Origin of the sequence: Occallatibacter sp. (genome assembly GCF_049582745.1) — a bacterium.
Classification (GTDB): Bacteria; Acidobacteriota; Terriglobia; order Terriglobales; family Acidobacteriaceae; genus Telmatobacter.
The window spans coordinates 1-18495 of sequence record NZ_JBAUUO010000181.1 but is presented as its reverse complement, the minus strand read 5'-3'; the positions used below and the strand labels follow the sequence as shown (position 1 = coordinate 18495).

Below are 18495 nucleotides of genomic sequence, written 5' to 3'. Positions count from 1 at the left end.
CTGTGCGATCCGTGGTGCACTGATGGGTGAAATGAAGCGAGCGATTGCGCGGGAGCGGGAGGCTTGGTCGGAGAGGATGCAAGAGCAGACGCGAATGAAGTCGACGCTGGTCATTGCCGCCGCGATCATAGCGGCCGTTCGTCTGGCGCGGGATCCGGATATAAGCCGCCCTTCTCCTCGTCTCACCTCCGTGGTGTCAGAGAGTGTGAGCCTGGCGCGCATGATTCTGGATCGAGTGGGCCGACAGTGAGGTGACGACCGGTTCATGTGCGGACGGTATGGAACGAGAGCGGCAAGCAGCGGATCGCAGAATGATCCCAAATAGGCGTCCCTATCGAGCAGCAATGTCGCGGATCAATGGAACTGACGATTGTGGGACTGATTCGGTCGCTTTCATCTGCGAGATCCTGCGTCGAATGCATATCGTTTCGTGCTCGATTTACTTCCACTCCTTTGCGCCTGCCTTAGAGAACGCATACAAGTCACATCAAAGCATTAACGATTGCATGTACCCTATTGGTACCATTTGCCTTGCCTTCCAATGAGGTTAACCTGAATCTGGCGCCTTCCGGGTCGCCTCTGCGGGAACTTCTTGCACCCATGCTCCCTGAGAACTTGGAGGGAATTAAATCTCCAATGAACTTTATCGTCGTCGTTATTTCCTTTCTCTCGATTGCCTCCGTCATAGCGTGGGTTACGTATGCGTTTTCCCCGGTTGCGCGCCTACGCCGTCGAGCCCGGAAAACCGTCCACAACTTCAGTGCTGCTGTGGAGGACCTAAGAAACCGCTCCTTGTCTCTTCGCGGAGCACTCCCGCAATCAGCTGCGAAATACAAGGATGACGTTCGCATTGCCCGACTGCGGTCGATTCCCGTTGACGAATTGCGGAACCACAGAAAAGGTCTCCTGCTCCAACCCCTGAAGCAAGCAGGTCTATACACCCTCGCCGACGTGAGAGGATGGAGCGCTGACCGCTTCGGGTCGCTGCGCGGCGTCGGGCCATCTTCCGCCATGAACATCGCGACAACAGCGACTGTCGTCATCAATGACTCTTGGAACAAGCCGATTCCCCATCCGTGTGTGCCATTCTCGACTCAAGAATGGCCAATAATTGAAGCGATCTATCGGACACGCCGATTCGAGCTCGATCTCGGCGAGAAGCTCCTGCACCATCAGAGTCAGGTCGACACTTATACGAGACGGCTCCAATCTGCCTCTGAGAAGACAACGTTCTTCCATTGGCTGACAGCAAGTCTCAATGCTGAAGCCATCAAGGCCGGAACTGAAGAGACAGAGCGCATCTGCCGGGAATTAGACAGTACTCCATCGTCATCAGGGCCCTACGATGCGGTCACCTCCTGCGTTGAGGCGTGCGCCAACTTAGCCAACAACCATATCGAGACAGAGAACCTCGTGGATGATTTCAACACCAACCGTAAGTTCTATGAGGAGACTCTGAACAACAGCCTTGGCAAAGCTGGTGCACCCTTACCAGCTAAGTCTTCTCCCGGCGCAACTGAACCCGTTTCTATACCGGTTGCAGCGCAGCCGACGGCGCCCACCATACCGATCCGTCCGCAATCCTTTCAGTCCATCAAGTTCACCGTTGAGACGACGTTCACCAGCAAGAAATTTCAAGGTTCCCACTTGTGGGTGCCTGCCGGGAAGGACGTCACAGTGCGCGGCTATACAGTTCCGGGCGGCTTGCTCTACCTGGGGCACCTCGATCTGAGCGGGTCGGCAGCGGAACCCTCAGTGATCGATCCCATCCTTCCGGTTGCCGGGCCTATCAGTTGTCACGAGCGCCTGATGGGCTATTGGCCGAGCTATAGTTCGATCTCGCCAGAAGCCCGTGCCGCCTATCTGGGCTGGCTTTCGACCGGAAAATCCGATCCGCAGGCCGATATCGGCTATGTGTTTCTCTATTTCTACGGACTCGAGAAGAGACTGTTCACCCTCCCCTCGTGCGACCCAAAAGTGGATCCGGAAGTCGATACCATCCTCAATGAAATTGAACGCCTCGCTGGCATCTACGGCGATCGCGGCACATTTGGCAGCTACTCAGGGTCGCTGTTGGACTATATCGAGGCGAAGAGCATTACTCTTCCAGTGCTGGAAAATCTCCCGGATGCACCAGATCCGAAAAGGATCCGTAGCCGTCGCCTGAGTGTCAAACTGGGTGTCGGCATATATGCCAAAGCAGACAAGCCATTACCCGCAGAATGGGCTTACTCCCTGTACGCTTTGAACAATTCTGCTGGGTTGAATGCTGGGGACGGTCCTCTCCCGGACCTTCGCCGCAAAATGTTCAACCTTATATATAAGGAGCGTTTCGGCGAGGGTATTACGTCTTCCAAAACGGGCCCCAAGATCACGGCTGACCATCACTTCGGGAATGCAAGTCTCATACAAACGACGGTTGCGCGGATTGAAATCTCCCTTCCTGACGTGACGATGAATCAGCAGACGATGGAAGAGATCCAGAAGGTTGGGAGTGAGGCCAGCGTAGTTTTTCGCAAATTCTCCACTTTTGCGACGGAAAATCCCGAAGAATGCCAGTCCCTCTCTGGATTGGGCATCTTGCCAGTGGCTTTGTGGCCATCCGACATCCGTGAGATGTACGAGGCCTTCCGCTCCGATCGTCCCAAAGTGATGAAGTTCCAGGAACTGCCAGGCTATCCTCCATCCGGAGCTACTCTGAAGCGATTTCGCTTGAACAATTTCGTGGAGAAGCTTGCGACCGTGGGCCTCGGAATGGATCCGGATTCCCGGCTGGGCGTGGAACTTCCCGGTCCGGATGATCCTGTCGTCGTCTTCGCTGCGCGCGATCTTGAAACGCGCAACACTGTCTCCAAGCACTTCAATGGAGCCGCGCTTCTTCTTCAACTTGCATCGATCGTCGCGTCCTCGAGCGAGGGTTTCTCCGACACGGAAGCTTCAACGATCCTCAACTATCTGGATTCTGAAATCGATCTACCCGAATGCGAGAAGCGAAGGCTGGCCGCCAGACTGGCCGTTTACCGACAGTACCCGCCGTCCCTTGCTCGCTTAAAAAAGCAGATCAACGGAATGGCCAGCGACATTCGCGAAACCATTGGGAACTTCCTTGTGCAGGTGGCGGCCGCCGACGGCACAGTCGATCCAAGTGAAGTCCGCACGCTGGAAGACCTTTTTCGTCTGCTCGGTCTGGAGAAGGCGGGACTCTATAGCAAGATTCACTCGGTTCAAACGCAGGGCAAAATCGCCTCTCCCGGAAGGACGATAGGAATTCCCGGTGCAGGCGGCATCCAGTTCGACGTAGATCGAATCGCCGCGCTGCGCTCTGAGTCTGCGAAGATTTCGACCATCCTCGATAAAGTTTTTGAGTCGACTGAGGAACACGTCGACATCGCTGCTGTTACGGAGAAGCAAGATACTCTTCTCGGGCTCGATCCTGAGCACGCTGACCTGCTCAAAGCATTACTATCAAGATCACAGTGGACCAAGTCCGAAGCAGAGCAGTTATGCTCGAAGCGGGGTCTCATGATTGATGGCGCGATTGAGAGAATTAACGATGCCGCCTTCAATCACTTCGACGCTGCGATCCTCGAGGGAGATGAACCGATCGAGGTCAATTGCGACCTGATTGTTAAGGAGACCGCATGAATATTCGGCCCAAGGACCGCGATGCGTTGATACAGGCGTTGCGGGCCGGTGTTGTACCCAACGTTGGTCAGCATCTGATCCAGGTTGGCCGCTCCAACGAAATCGAGAGCCTCCTGAAAGACCTTGAGCGGGTTGCCGTCGGCGGCACAGCATTTCGGCTGATCATCGGCGAGTACGGAAGCGGCAAAACTTTCTTCCTGAATTTGATCCGGTCGATCGGCCTCGAAAAAAAACTAGTTGCTACCTCGGCAGATCTCAACCCCGACCGCCGCCTCCACGGAAGCGGCGGCCAGGCACGTTCCCTCTACGCCGAACTTGCCAAGAACCTCTCCACCAAGTCCAAGCCGGAAGGCGGTGCGCTTGCCGGAATCGTCGAGAAGTTTATCTATACAGCCGAAGGCGATGCGAGGACCAGAAACGTGGGGGTCGACGTCGCCATCCATGAAAAGCTGGAACGCCTATCGGAAATGGTGAATGGCTACGACTTCGCGCATGTGATCGAGACCTACTGGAAGGCCTCACGCGACAATAATCAGGACCTCAAAGCCAATGCGATTCGCTGGCTCCGTGGGGAATATACGACCAAGACCGACGCACGCAATGCGCTTGGCGTCCGGACCTTTGTTGATGACGCATCTTTCTATGACCAGCTCAAACTGATGAGCCTATTCGTCCGGCTTTCCGGCTTCACAGGGCTGCTCGTCTGTCTTGACGAGATGGTCAACCTCTACAAGCTTTCCAGCCGGCAGGCTCGAGAATCCAATTACGAACAGATCCTCCGCATGCTCAACGATACCCTCCAGGGAAATGTGGAAGGGCTCGGGTTCCTTCTCGGGGGGACTCCTGAGTTTCTGAACGACACTCGACGCGGTTTGTTTTCCTACAGTGCACTGCAATCGCGGCTTGCTGAGAACATGTTCGCCAAGAGCGCCGGGGTCATTGACTTCAATCATCCTGTTTTGAAACTTTCAAGCCTCACACCCGAAGATTTCTTCGTACTCCTGGGGAAGATTCAAACGGTCTATGTCTATGGCGATGAAGCCCGCAGTCTCATCCCCGAAGACGGGCAGAAGGGCTTCATGGACCACTGCTACCAGCGGATAGGAGAGGCGTATTTTCGTACGCCCCGGACCACAATCACCTCGTGGGTCAACCTCCTCTCCGTGATCGAACAGAATCCCAGCCTCGACTGGCAGCAGTTGACCGGCCAAATCGAGGTCAAGAAAGACATGGGTGGCAGCGCTGACCTGGAAGTAGCGGATGTAGACCCAGGCATGCTTGGCACCTCCGGTATCGGAGATGATGAATTCACCGGTTTCAAACTCTGAACTGCCGAACAGCTTCGAGTTACTCGACAGTCGCATTAAGCAATGGATTTGGGCCTCGAATTGGACCGAACTTCGCGACGCCCAGGCGCGGGCTATCCCGCTCATCCTTGACGGAAGCGACGATGTGATCATTGCGGCGACAACGGCCTCGGGTAAAACCGAGGCCGCGTTCTTTCCGATCCTCACCCGCATGGGAGCGCCCTCCCCACAAGAACCATTAGCTATCTATATTTCTCCCCTCAAAGCCCTCATCAATGACCAGTGGCGCCGACTCGATGAATTGACCGAAAAGATGGAGATCGACGTCACACCCTGGCACGGAGACATCGGCCAACAGCGCAAGGAGCGCTTTCTCAAGAATCCTAAAGGCTGCCTGCTGATCACCCCCGAGTCGCTCGAGGCTCTGCTTTGCCGCCGCGGCCACGGCTTAGCTGGCCTGCTCCGTTCTCTCGCCTACGTTGTCGTTGACGAGTTACATGCCTTCATCGGTACAGAACGCGGAAAGCAGCTCCAGTCTCTCCTGCACCGAATCGAGACTTCCCTCGCTCGGCCTGTTATGCGTATCGGGCTCTCGGCAACGCTTGGGGACATGAGTGGTGCAGCAACCTTCCTGCGACCGGACCAGAGCCGCAAAGTGAGCATCGTCGACTCGAAGGGCGATGGACACGATCTGAAAGTTCTCATCAAGGGTTATCTTCAGTCAACAGCCGGACCCGGCAATGCGTCCGTCGATACCGCAAGATCTTCCATAGCTAAGGACCTGTTTAAGGTGCTTCGCGGAACTAGCAATCTTGTGTTTCCGAACGCTCGAAGCGAGGTCGAATACTACGCTGATTCGCTCCGCAACTCCTGCGAACAGATGGGACTTCCGAACGAGTTCTGGCCGCATCACGGCAATCTCTCCAAAGAAGTTCGCGAAGATGCCGAAGAAGCGCTCAAGAAGACGGATCGACCAGCTACGGCGATCTGCACGTCAACTCTCGAGCTTGGCATCGATATCGGTCCGGTCAAGAGCGTTGTCCAGGTCGGCCCCCCACCGTCGGTTGCCAGTCTGCGTCAGAGGCTGGGTAGATCAGGTCGCCGCAAGGGCGAGCCAATGATACTGCGCGGCTACTGTATCGAGGAAGAGTCGGACAACCCAGGAATCTCGGAGTTGCTATGTGAAAATCTTCTAACCACCGCCGCCATGGTGCGGCTGCTAGCTGATGGATGGTACGAACCCATTCGAGCCAATAAGCTTCACGCCTCCACACTGGTCCAGCAGATTCTTTCTACCATCTCTCAATATGGTGGCGTGAACGCGGCTAAGCTCTGGAATGTGCTCTGCGCGAAAGGGCCCTTCAGCGCCGTGACCTCGGACCAATTCGCGTCACTTCTGCGGGAACTTGGCAAGCGGGAGATCATCTTCCAAGACTCAACTGGTCTGATTCTCCTCGCGCCCTACGGAGAGCGCATCACCGAACATTACTCTTTCTATGCTGCATTTGCTTCCGAGGAAGAGTACAGCATCGTAAACGGCAACCAAACGCTCGGCTCAATGCCGATCTCGCGCCCGCTTTCGCCAGATTCTTATTTGATCTTCGCAGGTAGGCGTTGGCAGGTCGTTTCGGTTGCCGCGGAAGACAAGGTGGTTCAAGTCAAGCCGGCAACTGGCGGTACGATTCCGAAATTCAATGACACCATGGGAGCCGACATTCACGACCGGGTGCGGGAGGAGATACGAAACATTCTCCGCTCGACTTTTCCGGTCCCTTTCCTCGACCCTGAGGGCAAGGAACTGCTGGAAGCTGCTCGCGCGAACTACAAGCACATGGAACTCGATCGTAAATGGATCCTGCAGAGCGGCAGCGAAGTTCAAATCGTTCCGTGGTGCGGAGACGTCATCAAAGACACGCTGACTCTCATGCTTCAGGTCAGGGGGAAGCGGACCGTCTTCGATGGCGGTCTTTCCATCTCGGTGAAGGATTCTTCTGTTTCATCTATCAGGGAAATGCTTCAAGACATCGCGGTTGGGTCTGCTGAGGACCCGATCCAACTCGCCGCGACGGTACCAAACAAAACGATTGAGAAGTGGGACGGAATGCTTCCAGACGATTTGCTGAGTGCGAGTTTTGCCTCTGCAAAGCTCGATGTGGAAGGTGTTCAGAACTTTCTTAAGCTTCGATTGACATCTGAACCATAAAAGGTGAACCGGTAAATCGCGTCCTACAACCTTACATAAACACCACCAGATCAAGCAGAGGCGGCGGTCTGCCGCTAAGGGATATTCTTTCCATAACGCTACCGTTTGCAATTCATCCGGATCGGCGCAGGGATCAAGTCGTCTCACACGAACTTCTTCGCCCGTAGGAATTGGGCAATCTCCCACGGTACCGCTGTTCAAGGCCGTGCAAAGGGGATGTCTTCATCGACGAACTGTGCCAGCTCAACATAGCGGCAGAGCGCGTTTGCGAGCTGCATCTGCCTCGGGCTGCGACATTCCGGTTCCAGCAGGAGAGGGCTTCCGACAATAATCACGATCGCCTGCGCCCGGGAGGTTGCCACGTTGAGGCGATTCAGGCTGTATAGGAACTCCATTCCGCGCGGCGCATCCTCCGGTGATGAGGTCGTGAGCGAATAGATCACCACGGGCGCCTGCTGCCCCTGGAATTTATCTACCGTACCAATTCTTGCATGCGGCATTCGCGTCATGAGATCCGACACCTGCGCGTTGTACGGAGCAACGACGAGAATATCCTCCATTTGCAATGCGCGGCTCTGTCCTTGATCATCGACCCAGTCGACCCCACGCTCGAGAAGCGATTCGATCAGTGTTGCAATGCACTCCACCTCTTCGGATGCAGAATTCTGGTTTCCTTCGTGTTCGACAGCGACGAACCAGAGATTGGAGCCGCTGAGCCACGGGTGCCCCGAGACGCCCTGCCGCTCCAGCCCGTCTCGGGAGTTCAGACGCCCTTCATAGAAGACCTCGGAAGTGAACTTGCAAATGGCCGGGTGAAGCCGCCATGTTCGCTCTAGGAAGAGTCCTTTGTCTGGTGGAATCGTTCTGGCTCCATCGAGCAGGTGCTCAAGCGCCGACACTTCCGCCCCGTCGGGATGGCTGCCCTTCTGGGGCTGGTCTAGTTGCTGGGGATCACCAAGCAATACTAGGCTCTTTGCGGCCTGTGCTATCGCAAGTACGTTCGCGAGGGACATTTGCCCGGCCTCATCCACGAAAAGTACGTCCACCGCCTCGAAATAATCCTCGCGCGACCACAGCCAGGCTGTACCCGCACCTACCTGAGCACCGGATCGGAGTGCCGCAAGCGGCTCTGCGTTGTCGATGGCGAAGGTGATGCCGGGCGCAATCTCCTCGGGCTTCTCGCTTACCCTCTGAACGCACCGCAGGTCCGCAATGCCGCTCTCCTCGGCCGATGAGACGACTTCATCGAGGAGGTTGCGAATTACCTTATGGCTCGCGGCGGTAATGCCGACTTTCTTGCCTTGCCTTATCAGTTCACACATCATCCGTGCACCGGTAAATGTCTTCCCGGCACCAGGGGGCCCCTGAATTGCAAGCACCGAATCGTTGAGAAGGCCAGCGAAACGCTTGGCAGCATCTACAGTTGATTCGCCCGCCTGCAGGAGCGTTGAACCGTCGCCAGCGAGCCGAGGCGACCGGCGCAGCAGCAAGTCCCGTGCCGCCCTGAATGGCCCGGGAGCATCCACACCGTTAAACTCAATCCAGGAACCCAGGCGGTAAAGAGCGTCAGCCAACACATCGGTATTCGGGCCGGTCTTATCGACGAACACGGCACTCGGGTGCACGCCCGCGGTCTTCTTCATCTTTTTGATATCGACGGTGCGTGCAACGACGTCAATCGCAACGACTTCGCCAATCTTCTCGCCGCGCTGGCAGACGGTATCGCCCGCCCTGACGTCTGTCTCCTGCTTATCGAAGGAATAGCGATCCCTCGGAATCTTGCGTACTACTTCGAGCGTGGAAATGAACCTGAGCCCCGCGATCGCCGATCGCTCGTCGAGGAGGTCTTCATCGGTTAGGTCTTTCAGCCGAAAATACTCCCACCAGTCGGCTTTTGCCTCGCGCCGGTGCCAGTCCAGCAGATTGGCAAGCAGCCAGGATGCCGCCTGATCATCGCTGCGCTGATCCGGCTCAGCAGGAATGTTCCGGGTCATAGCCTCGGACAGCGTCGCCGTTCGCTGCTGGCGCTCGCTCACCTCGTCGCCGGCCGTTCCGTCCGATGGAACCGGACGCGTCAGTCGGTGCCCTGCATTTTCCAGCTGAATTCGCTCGCATTCCAGCCAGTCGCGTAAGGAACTGGTGGAGAAGCAGTCGTCGCAGTTATAGAGGACAATCGCCTGTTTGACGGTATCACCCACCTGCGGACTACGCTCCGCTTCAAGGGCATGCTGCATGGCCCGCATCGCCGAGCCTGCCTCGTTCAGGGGTATTCTCCGCTCAAATCCGTGAAACGCTTCGAGTGCTTTCAGGGAATATTGCTCGACACTGGCGCGGACCGACCGCCTGACCACCGTGTGCATGTCAATGAATAGCTTTGCACGCAGCATCTGGTCGATTTCATCCTCGCGTACGCCATATCGGCCCATCAGCCGCTTCAATGCGGAGGGTTCGTACGGAGCAAAATGGTAGATGTGCATCGACGGGTATTGCGCCCACCTAGCCATCACCAAATCCACGAACCACGTGAACGCATCTTTCTCGTCAGCCGCACTCAGAGCCCAACGGCACTCATAAAGCGGCGGGGCCGCGTCCATTAAGAGCACGCCGAACAGGTACTCCCTGCCGTTCAGGCCGACAAAGGGATCTCCCTCGAGGTCGAAGAAAACGTCTCCGGGCGAAGGCGCCGGCAGGAGGTTGAGTCCGTGTTCATCGCTCACCTGCAACACTTCATGGACCGGGCTTCCCGACTCGCGCCCCGCAACCTGGACGCGTGCCTGTTCGCGGACGCGTACATAGCTTTCGCGGGAGCCGTGATCGGGACGGTGCGGAATTGGTACCGGAAATCCCGCGAGGGCTGAGACAGTGTTTGTGTCCCAGATGCCAAGTTGCTTGCGCTGGAGCCTGCTGATGCCTGCGACAAGGGACAGGTGGTCATCGTCTCGCCGCTCCTGGTCGCATTCCTGCTGCCACCTGCAGACCTCGCAGTGCGCGGTTGGTTCGGGGTACGTTTCACCTGTGCCGTCTTCCGCATTGACAACCGTTTGCAGCCGGGACTTCACATATCGGTAGTAGGCCGCGTAATCAAGGACCCGGTATTTCTCAGGTTCGAAGGTTTCACCGGGCGGGACCACATACATCAACTCAGGAAGCATCCCCTGAGCGGCCTCCAAAAGGTGGGAGTAGAGTGACAACTGAAGAATGGTGGCTGCTTTGGTCTCACGAGCGAGCTTGCAATCATAGGCCTCGTAGGACCAGTCGCCGAGTCTGCTTGCGCGCTCCACTTTCCGCAGCACATCAGCTCGCCCGAACCAGTTCCCTACACTGAACGCGGCCTGAACAATAATGTCCACTCCCGCTTGCATGGCCAGAATCGTTTCGTCGACGGCCTGCTCATCATTGCCAAGATCCCTGAAGCTCACGACAGCAAGGTCGCTGGACCGCAGATGCTCGACATAGGCGTTTTCATGAGCGATGCCACGCTCCCGCAGGATTTGTGCATCCGGCGAATTCCAGTCAGGTGCTGGGCGTTCTCCGTCCGCCACCTCCAAGTCCAGCGCAGTGAGGTGAAGGCAGGCTAGGTGATTGCTCAAATCACTCGCAGACAGCCGGATGCTCGTAGCGCTCTTGTTCATTGCTTGGCTCTTTTCAGTTGCCTCCATTGTAAGAGGATCGTCGCGCGCTTCGGCACAAAAGATCGTTGAGCTCTATGTTGTGTCGTTATCGTTGAGCTGGAACGCAACCGGGTCTATGAGCGATTGCTAGCACCGGCTGAGCCATCGCATCTGCCGATTGATCTGGTTCGGACGTATCCGGCAGAAGAAATTGAAAGCTCGGCGCGTGGGCGAAATTGCAAGGAGACAGTCCACATCTTCTGGAGCTTCTGACCGATTCATCGAAACCGACCAAGGCACCCTTGCTGGGTAGCGCGTCTCAATGTGCCTTACCGTTCGGCGAAGATGCCCGACGAACTCGTGCCGACTTCACCCTCTGCTCGACCCCTTTTCTCCGTTGCACCACCAGTGGACGGCCTGAATGTTCTCCGGATGGTCGTCTCTCCATGCCCCTCCCATGCCGCGGGGATTGATGTGATCGGGTACGATGTCGCTATAGTTGCTGAACTTTTCATTGCAGAGAGCGCACTCGCCGTTTTGGACAACAATCTTCTTGTCCAACAGTTTGCGCATTTCCGCATTCGAGCGGATCTCCCGGTAGCCTCGCGGGTGTTGGGAATCGTCGATGCGATGGACTCCCATCTGACGCTGCCATCTTTCTCTCGGAATCGCTTCCCTGCCGCAGCAGAACAGGGAACGGTGAATCGGACAGAGTTGATTCCGACGGAGTCTCATAGTTTCCTCCAGATTGTTGTTGCGGCTCGAAGAGAGTAAGCGCTGCCTAGGAACCCATCCTGTTTGTTTCGTCAGACACATGTGCTGTTGACTCACCGGGGACTTGTGGTAAGATTTTCTTACCATCGGTAAGGAGGACATATGAGCCGAGACGAAGCGCTCCAAATGGTCTGCCACGCCATTGCCCAGATTCAGGAACAGAGCGGCAGGAAGGTCGATGTGCTCGACGAACACTGGCGTCCATTCGTCGATGTCGATGGCTTCGACAGCCTGAATGGCGAGGAGGTCACTGCACTCCTGCTGGAAGATCTTTCCTTTGGACCGGACTTCAATCCGTTTACCCCTGCTGACGACGGCGATCTCACGATCGGCGAAATTGCAGATCGCCTCGCAGTCAATGCCACGGTAAAGCAGGAGGTCGCATGACGATCGAGCAGCGGAATGCAATCGCGTCGCGACTACGCCTTGCTCGGGAGAGAGCCGGTTTGAGTCAAGGCCAAGTTGCCAAGCTCGTAGAGATGCATCGCCCGTCGGTCTCCGAAATCGAAGCAGGACGCCGGAGCGTAGCGGCTGAAGAGTTGACGAAGTTCGCCAAGATATATTCCGTCACCGTCGGTTGGCTCACCGGCGAACCGCGCGATCCTGCCACCGATAGACTCGCGCTCGCCGCGCGCGAATTGTCGAAGTTGAAGCCCGGCGACGTTGACCTTTTGATGGACTTGCTGACGTCGTTACGGAGCAAGCCGGAGGGTGAATGAATAACCGGCAGGCCTTGGCAAAATCGGCGGCGACGCGTGCGCTTCGGATTCGAGCGGAGGTGCACGCCAAGCCTTGGGATGCGATTGACGTCTTCGACGTGGCGCAGCAGCTCGGGGTTGAGGTGCGCTTCACCAAAATATCGAGCATGGAGGGCATGTATCTGCGGCAGGAGGCACCCGTCATCTTGATCGCTTCAGAGCGACCCGCCGGACGGCAGCGGTTTTCATGCGCTCATGAACTTGGCCACCATGCATTCGGAGACGGTACTCGGGTTGACGAATTATTCGATCCCAATTCCGGGACGGTCCGACAGGACGACGAAGTGCGTGCTGATATGTTCGCCGGAATGCTGCTCATGCCGAAGTCTGCGGTGGACCACGCGTTTTCGGTGAGGAAACTGCATCCCGCTACCGCGAATCCCCTCGATTTCTACCGTGTTGCGTGCTGGCTCGGCGTTGGGTACTCGACGCTCGCCGGGCATCTTCATTACGCGCTTCGTTCGATCATCCAAGAACGGTTTGCCGCCATGGACCGATTCACGCCGAAAGAGATCCGGGAATCCGTCTTGGGCCAACCGACGTCCGAGGAACTCGTCATCGTCGACGAGCAGTGGAGCGGAAGGCCGGTCGATGCGTCGGTCGGAGACCTACTGCTGCTTCCTCCGGGCACCGCAACTGAGGGACCATTTTGCGCGAAACGCGCCGTACTCGCGCATGGGGTGCTGTACCAAGCGGTCACCACCGGCATTGGCCGATTCGAGTCGCCGAGCGGTTGGGCTGCATTCGGAAGAGTCACGCGGAAACATTACGAAGGCCGCAGCTTGTTCCGTCACCTTGAGCAGGTCGAGTATGACTAGAGGACCAGTGGTCATTGAGAGCGAGAGCGTATCAACGGCATGGGCTTTGGCATTCAGCGAGATCGCCGATGCGCCAAAGCATGAGATTGTTCCCTTGGTTGTATGCGTCACGGGATTCGATGAGAACGTCGTTCGCGAGGACCAGCGGATTCGGGCGCTCCTGGACGCAGAACTTCGGGGTCACGGGATGCAGTCAATCCGCACTGTCGCGAGCACGATCTTTCCCTCCTCGCTGTGGAACCCCAACAACCCGCCCCAGGTTCTCTTTGAACGCTACGCGCGCGTATTACCACGGCTTCACAAGTGCCGACTCAACCATAACGGGATCTACTTCGAACGGATGATTCGGTTCCATCCGAAAGGTGCGCTCGCTCCCGTCAATCAGCTTGCGCATGTCCTCGCGACGCGGGAGGCCGGAAATCATCGGCGGAGCGCCTACCAGTTGTCCGTCATCGACCCCACGCGGGACCATACGAATCAGCGCCAGCGCGGCTTTCCCTGCCTCCAACAGGTTTCGATCAGCCCCATCAACGAAAGCGAATTGTCGGTGACAGGCTTTTATGCCACTCAAACACTTTTTGAGCGTGCCTACGGAAACTACATCGGTTTGTGCGAACTCGGGAGGTTCTTCGCCCATGAATGGGGTCGGGAACTTACCCGCGTGACGTGCGTGGCATCGATTGCAGAACTCGACATCGGTGCGAGAGAGGGGCAAGCCATCGCCAGCCGCGCGCTCGCGCTTATCGCAGACGCACCAGAAGCGATCTTGGCGACGAATGAAGGATAGAATGCCCGGCCAATTACTCATCTTCGAAGGTCCCGATGGGACCGGAAAGACGACGCTGAGCCTCCGGCTTGTTGAGTGGCTCACTTCGCAAGGACATCATGCACGCTACGTCAGCTCTCCAGGACACATCGAAGGGTCACTCGGAGAACTTATATACAACATCCATCATTCCCCGGAGCGGTACGGACTCCATGGCATCACTCCTGCGGCAAAACAGTTGCTCCATGTAGCCGCGCATATCGACGCAATTCACACGACCATCAGTCCGGCACTTGAATCCGGCGAGATCGTCGTGATGGATCGTTTCTGGTGGTCTACCGTCGCGTATGGGAAAGTTTCTGGCATGGACCCAGAGTCGCTCAGACTTATGATCGATCTTGAGCTTCACCATTGGTCACATCACCGCCCGACAGCCATTTTTCTCCTTGTGCGATCAACACCGGCGCGGATGGAGCATTCGTCTGCAGTGCACAATCTCCTCGAAGACGCGTATGCGGAACTCGAGGAGATTGAAAAGGAGAAGTATGCCGTTCATCGCATTTCGACCGCTAGAACAATCGAGGAGTCGCTCTACGACATTTTGTCCTTAGTAAAGGTCGGGACATCCCTGGCATCCCACCGTCGTGCGATTCCTCCACGGCAACGGACGCTCCCGCTTCATTCAGAACCTCCGTCATCGCGTTGGCAGGCACCAGTCGTCTTTACGAAGCTTTCCCCGGCTATTCCATCGGAAGTCTACGATACCTATTGGCGCTTTGCGGCGAAGCGCCAAGACGTGTTCTTCAAGCGCGCATCTCGCGCGTTGCCGCCGTGGACCGATGACCCAATCCTATCGCATTTCAAATTCACTAATGCCTATCGTGCATCGGATCGGGTCAGTCAGTTCTTGATTCGGAACGTTATCTACCAGGGCGATCAACGCGCCGACGAGGTGTTCTTCAGGACCATCTTGTTCAAGCTCTTCAACAAGATCGAAACGTGGCAACTCTTGGAAAACGCCCTCGGGCCGTTGAGCACCCGAACATTCGACCTCAATTCCTTTGATGACGTCTTGACTGCAGCAATGGCCCGCAAGCAGACCATTTACTCCGCCGCGTACATCATGCCCTCCGGGGGAAAGCATGGCGAACCTAAGAAGCATCGCAATCACCTTGCGCTCTTGCGCAATATGCTGGCCGAGGGTGTTCCGGAACGAATCACGCATGTGAAGCGAATGCGCGATGTGTTCGAGGTATTGCTTTCCTATCCGATGATCGGCGATTTCTTGGCATATCAATACGCCACCGACCTCAATTACAGTGAGCTGACTTCATTTAGCGAAATGGAGTTCGTCGTTCCTGGTCCCGGCGCGCGGGACGGAATTCGGAAGTGCTTCAAGGACCTCGGCGGACTCAATGAGGCAGACATTATCAAATTGGTGGCCGACCGGCAGGAAAAAGAATTCGAACGCCTAGGGATCGAATTCAAATCGTTATGGGGTCGATCTCTCCAACTAATCGACTGTCAAAACCTGTTCTGCGAGGTTGACAAATACGCCCGGCACGCACATCCGGATATCGTCGGAATCACCGGGAGAACCCGCATCAAACAGGTCTTTCGAAGTACACCGTCGCCGATTGAGTATTGGTATCCACCCAAATGGGGCCTCAATGAATTGATCGAGCGCGAGAAGGAGGCACCACATGCGGTCATTTGATGCTGCGTCCGCCGATGAGGCATGGCGACTTGCCGTTGATGCGATCAAGGATGGGACAGACGTACTGCGGCAGAACGGGAGAGGGGGATATACCTCTGAATTGCTGCATGTAACGATTCACGTTCATGATTCGCGCCAACGGTGGGTGGTATCACGCGCTCCGGCACTGAGCGTGGCTTTTGCCATCGTCGAAGTCATCGGCATTCTGAACGGCCGTCGCGACTCCTCATACCTCAACTTTTTCAATCCTCTCTTGCCGAAATATGCGGGCACCGGGGCGGAGTATCACGGTGCATATGGCCACAGGCTGCGCAACAACCTCGGATTCGACCAACTGGACCGTGCGAGCAATGCGCTCAAGACGAATGGGGATGGGCGTCAGGTTGTATTGCAGATTTGGGACGCGACGCTCGATTTTCCCTCGGATGGCGGAACGCCGGTCGCAGACGACATCCCGTGCAACATCTGCTCCATGCTCAAGGTGCGGAACGGGAGGCTGGAGTGGTCGCAGATCATGCGCAGCAACGACATTTTCCTGGGTCTCCCGCATAACTTTGTGCAGTTCATGACATTGCAAGAGGTACTCGCAGGGTGGATCGGCATCGAGCCCGGGACTTATACGCATTTTGCCGACAGTCTACATCTCTACGAAAAGAATGCAGACGATGTTTTTTCATCCATCCCGGTGCCCATGACCCCGACCTCGGACTCGTTAGCACTTCCCAAGCATGAGGCCGATCCGATTTGGCGTGAGATGAATAAAAGGGTGGACGCACTGGTGCAGAAAGAACTCACGCCGAAGGAATATAGGACCGTCGCTCGACTTGATGATGCACCGCAGGCCTTCGGAAACTTGATGGCTGTTGTGGCCGCCGATGCTGCCCGGCGCAGGAAGAGCATCAATGGCGTCCACGAGGCCATTGCTCTCTGCGAGAACCCTATTCTGATGCAGCTTTGGGAGCGTTGGGCGGAAAGAAAGGGGCCTCATCGACCTGAGGCGCCAGTTAATGATTCAACTCAGGGATAAAGATGAGACGTCGAGGAAGTGTATCCGTCCGAGCAACGCACTCTGTTCCTGCGCCGCGTTTAGTGGTGCACTGAAGCTATGAGCGAAGTGGGAGTGAAGCACAGACGACGTAGTTTGGCCGAGGTTGAGGTCCTTGTTGCGGAGTTTGAATCGAGTGGATTGGCGCGGGCGTCGTTTTGCCAGCAGCGTGGCCTGGCTGTAGGGACGCTGGATAAATATCGTCAACGCGTGCATGGTGGGCGCCAGTCGAAGGGCAGGGCTTTTGTTCCCGTCGAAGTGGTTCCCTCCACGGCGCGAGATGTCCACAGCGTCACCGGGCGCGACGGTGTTCTGGTCGTTGAATTGGGAAGCGGACGTCGGATCGAAGTATGTCGTGGATTCGATGCGGAAACATTGGAACGTCTGCTGACCGTAATGGGCCGGGCGTAGTCGGTGTTCGGGTTTGGACCGGCGACGCGGATCTATGTTGCCTCCGGCGCTACGGACATGAGGAAGAATTTCAATGGCCTCTACGGGCTAGTACGCGAACATCTGGGCTGCGATCCAGAAAGCGGCCATGTGTTTGTTTTCACGAATGCGCGACGCAATCGCCTGAAGCTTCTCGTATACGACGGAAGCGGACTTTGGGTGTGTGCGAAAAAGTTGGACGGAGGAAGGTTTCGGTGGCCGGATGCGGACAGTACGGTAAAGAAAATCGTTCTGAGTTCCGAGGAACTGGCGCTGCTTTTAGGTGGGATTGATCTGACTCAGACGCGGCCCCGCAAGTGGTATCGCAAACCTCGGGAGGAAGAACCAACAGAGTCACTTAACACCGCATAAACACTGGATATTTCGCTCATTTATCCACAAGAACTTATGTTATCAAAAAGACATCGTGAGCACCCCTTCTGAGCCTACTCTTCCTCCGCATTCGGAACCCTTCTTGGCTGAGGTTGTCGCGCAGCTGAAGGAGCAGGTTGCGTCGCAGAACAGAGAGCTCGAGTATGCACGGTTGAAGATCCAGGTGCTCGAAGAGCGTCTTCGTTTGGTGCGGATTCAGAAATATGGACCGAGCAGCGAGAAGCTAAGCAATTTGCAACTGGAACTACTGGAGCAAGAGCCCGGGGTTAGTCAGGAAGAAGTAGTTGCCGAGAGCGAGCGCAAAGCACCGCCGCCTGTTACGGAACAAAAGAAACGCAAGCATCCCGGACGTCAGACTCTGCCCGCGAATCTTCCCCGTGTGGAACGGATGATTGCCTGCACGCCGGAGCAGTGCTTATGCGGTAACTGCGGCGCTGAGACTCGAGTGATCGGCTACGAAGTCAGCGAAGTGCTGGATGTCGAGCCGGCGCGTTATTTCGTGCAGGTGACCAAGCGCGAGAAGCGAGCCTGCAAATCCTGTCCCGAGCAAGGCGTGACGGCGGCGGCGCTTCCCATCCGGATCATCGATAAAAGCCTGGTATCGGACAGAGTGATCATCAACACGGTGGTGACGAAATACTGTGATCACAACCCACTTTTTCGGCAAAGCGTAGCCTTGTTGCGTGACGCGGACATCGATATCAGCAGGGCTACGATGTGCGGCTGGGTGATGACCATCGGAGAGATGTTGATGCCGGTAGCCGGAGCGATGCGGAACCAGTTGCTCGCCGGCACCTACATCCAGGCGGATGAAACTCCGGTCGATGTACAAACGCATGACGGAAGCGGCACCAATCATCAGGCGTATCTCTGGCAGTATGGGACGCCGTGCGGCATGGCGGTTTTTGATTTCCGCATGAGCCGCAAACGCGAGGGCCCGCTGAACTTCCTCGGCAACTTCGAAGGACTTCTCCAAACGGATGGCTACGCCGCATATGATCGCGTGGGCGGGCCGAAGATGGTGCATGC

General features: G+C 56.4%; 15 protein-coding genes. 13 read left to right on the top strand and 2 right to left on the bottom strand.

Annotation, left to right across the window (positions count from 1 at the left end):
- The first annotated feature begins 31 nt into the window (after positions 1-31).
- From WCA10_RS26625 to WCA10_RS26610, 4 genes are all read left to right on the top strand, one after another.
- Entirely contained in the window at positions 32-250 is a 219-nt protein-coding gene (locus WCA10_RS26625; RefSeq protein ID WP_472825592.1) for a hypothetical protein, read from the top strand.
- A gap of 386 nt (positions 251-636) precedes the next feature.
- Positions 637-3645 carry a tellurite resistance TerB family protein gene (locus tag WCA10_RS26620; protein ID WP_472825591.1) on the top strand — a complete coding sequence of 1003 codons (3009 nt, stop codon included), beginning with the start codon at positions 637-639 and terminating at the stop codon, positions 3643-3645.
- A complete protein-coding gene (locus WCA10_RS26615) occupies positions 3642-4973 on the top strand; it encodes an ATP-binding protein (RefSeq protein WP_472825590.1) in 1332 nt (443 codons plus the stop codon). The genes WCA10_RS26620 and WCA10_RS26615 overlap by 4 nt, the downstream gene beginning before the upstream one ends.
- On the top strand, positions 4948-7155 hold the full coding sequence (locus WCA10_RS26610; RefSeq protein WP_472825589.1) for a DEAD/DEAH box helicase: 2208 nt from the start codon (positions 4948-4950) through the stop codon (positions 7153-7155). The genes WCA10_RS26615 and WCA10_RS26610 overlap by 26 nt, the downstream gene beginning before the upstream one ends.
- Before the next feature lie 197 nt (positions 7156-7352).
- On the opposite strand, the gene WCA10_RS26605 is transcribed toward WCA10_RS26610, so the two are convergent.
- Both WCA10_RS26605 and WCA10_RS26600 read right to left on the bottom strand, forming a co-directional pair.
- The gene (locus tag WCA10_RS26605; protein ID WP_472825588.1) at positions 7353-10787 is read right to left on the bottom strand and encodes a TM0106 family RecB-like putative nuclease; all 3435 of its coding nucleotides are present in this window, start codon (positions 10785-10787) and stop codon (positions 7353-7355) included.
- Between the two features lie 348 nt (positions 10788-11135).
- Positions 11136-11339, bottom strand: a complete 204-nt coding sequence (locus WCA10_RS26600; protein WP_472825587.1) for an HNH endonuclease — start codon at positions 11337-11339, stop codon at positions 11136-11138.
- A 303-nt stretch (positions 11340-11642) separates the two neighbouring features.
- Between WCA10_RS26600 and WCA10_RS26595 the strand changes: the two genes are divergently transcribed.
- The 9 genes from WCA10_RS26595 to tnpC form a co-directional block, all read left to right on the top strand.
- Complete coding sequence (locus WCA10_RS26595; protein ID WP_472825586.1) at positions 11643-11927, top strand: hypothetical protein; 285 nt, start codon at positions 11643-11645, stop codon at positions 11925-11927.
- Entirely contained in the window at positions 11924-12259 is a 336-nt protein-coding gene (locus WCA10_RS26590; RefSeq protein ID WP_472825585.1) for a helix-turn-helix domain-containing protein, read from the top strand. The genes WCA10_RS26595 and WCA10_RS26590 overlap by 4 nt, the downstream gene beginning before the upstream one ends.
- Positions 12256-13116, top strand: a complete 861-nt coding sequence (locus WCA10_RS26585; RefSeq protein ID WP_472825584.1) for an ImmA/IrrE family metallo-endopeptidase — start codon at positions 12256-12258, stop codon at positions 13114-13116. Before WCA10_RS26590 ends, WCA10_RS26585 begins: the two co-directional genes overlap by 4 nt.
- Positions 13109-13903 (top strand): hypothetical protein, encoded by a 795-nt coding sequence (locus WCA10_RS26580; RefSeq protein ID WP_472825583.1) that lies wholly within the window; start codon positions 13109-13111, stop codon positions 13901-13903. The genes WCA10_RS26585 and WCA10_RS26580 overlap by 8 nt, the downstream gene beginning before the upstream one ends.
- A 1-nt stretch (position 13904) precedes the next feature.
- Entirely contained in the window at positions 13905-15599 is a 1695-nt protein-coding gene (locus WCA10_RS26575; RefSeq protein WP_472825582.1) for a nucleotide kinase domain-containing protein, read from the top strand.
- Entirely contained in the window at positions 15586-16626 is a 1041-nt protein-coding gene (locus WCA10_RS26570) for a thymidylate synthase (protein ID WP_472825581.1), read from the top strand. Before WCA10_RS26575 ends, WCA10_RS26570 begins: the two co-directional genes overlap by 14 nt.
- 93 nt (positions 16627-16719) lie before the next feature.
- Positions 16720-17055, top strand: a complete 336-nt coding sequence (gene tnpA / locus WCA10_RS26565) for an IS66 family insertion sequence element accessory protein TnpA (protein WP_472825580.1) — start codon at positions 16720-16722, stop codon at positions 17053-17055.
- 3 nt (positions 17056-17058) lie between these two features.
- A complete protein-coding gene (tnpB, locus tag WCA10_RS26560; RefSeq protein WP_472825579.1) occupies positions 17059-17445 on the top strand; it encodes an IS66 family insertion sequence element accessory protein TnpB in 387 nt (128 codons plus the stop codon).
- A gap of 103 nt (positions 17446-17548) precedes the next feature.
- The coding region (gene tnpC / locus WCA10_RS26555; protein ID WP_472825578.1) for an IS66 family transposase at positions 17549-18495 on the top strand (947 nt) is incomplete at its 3' end.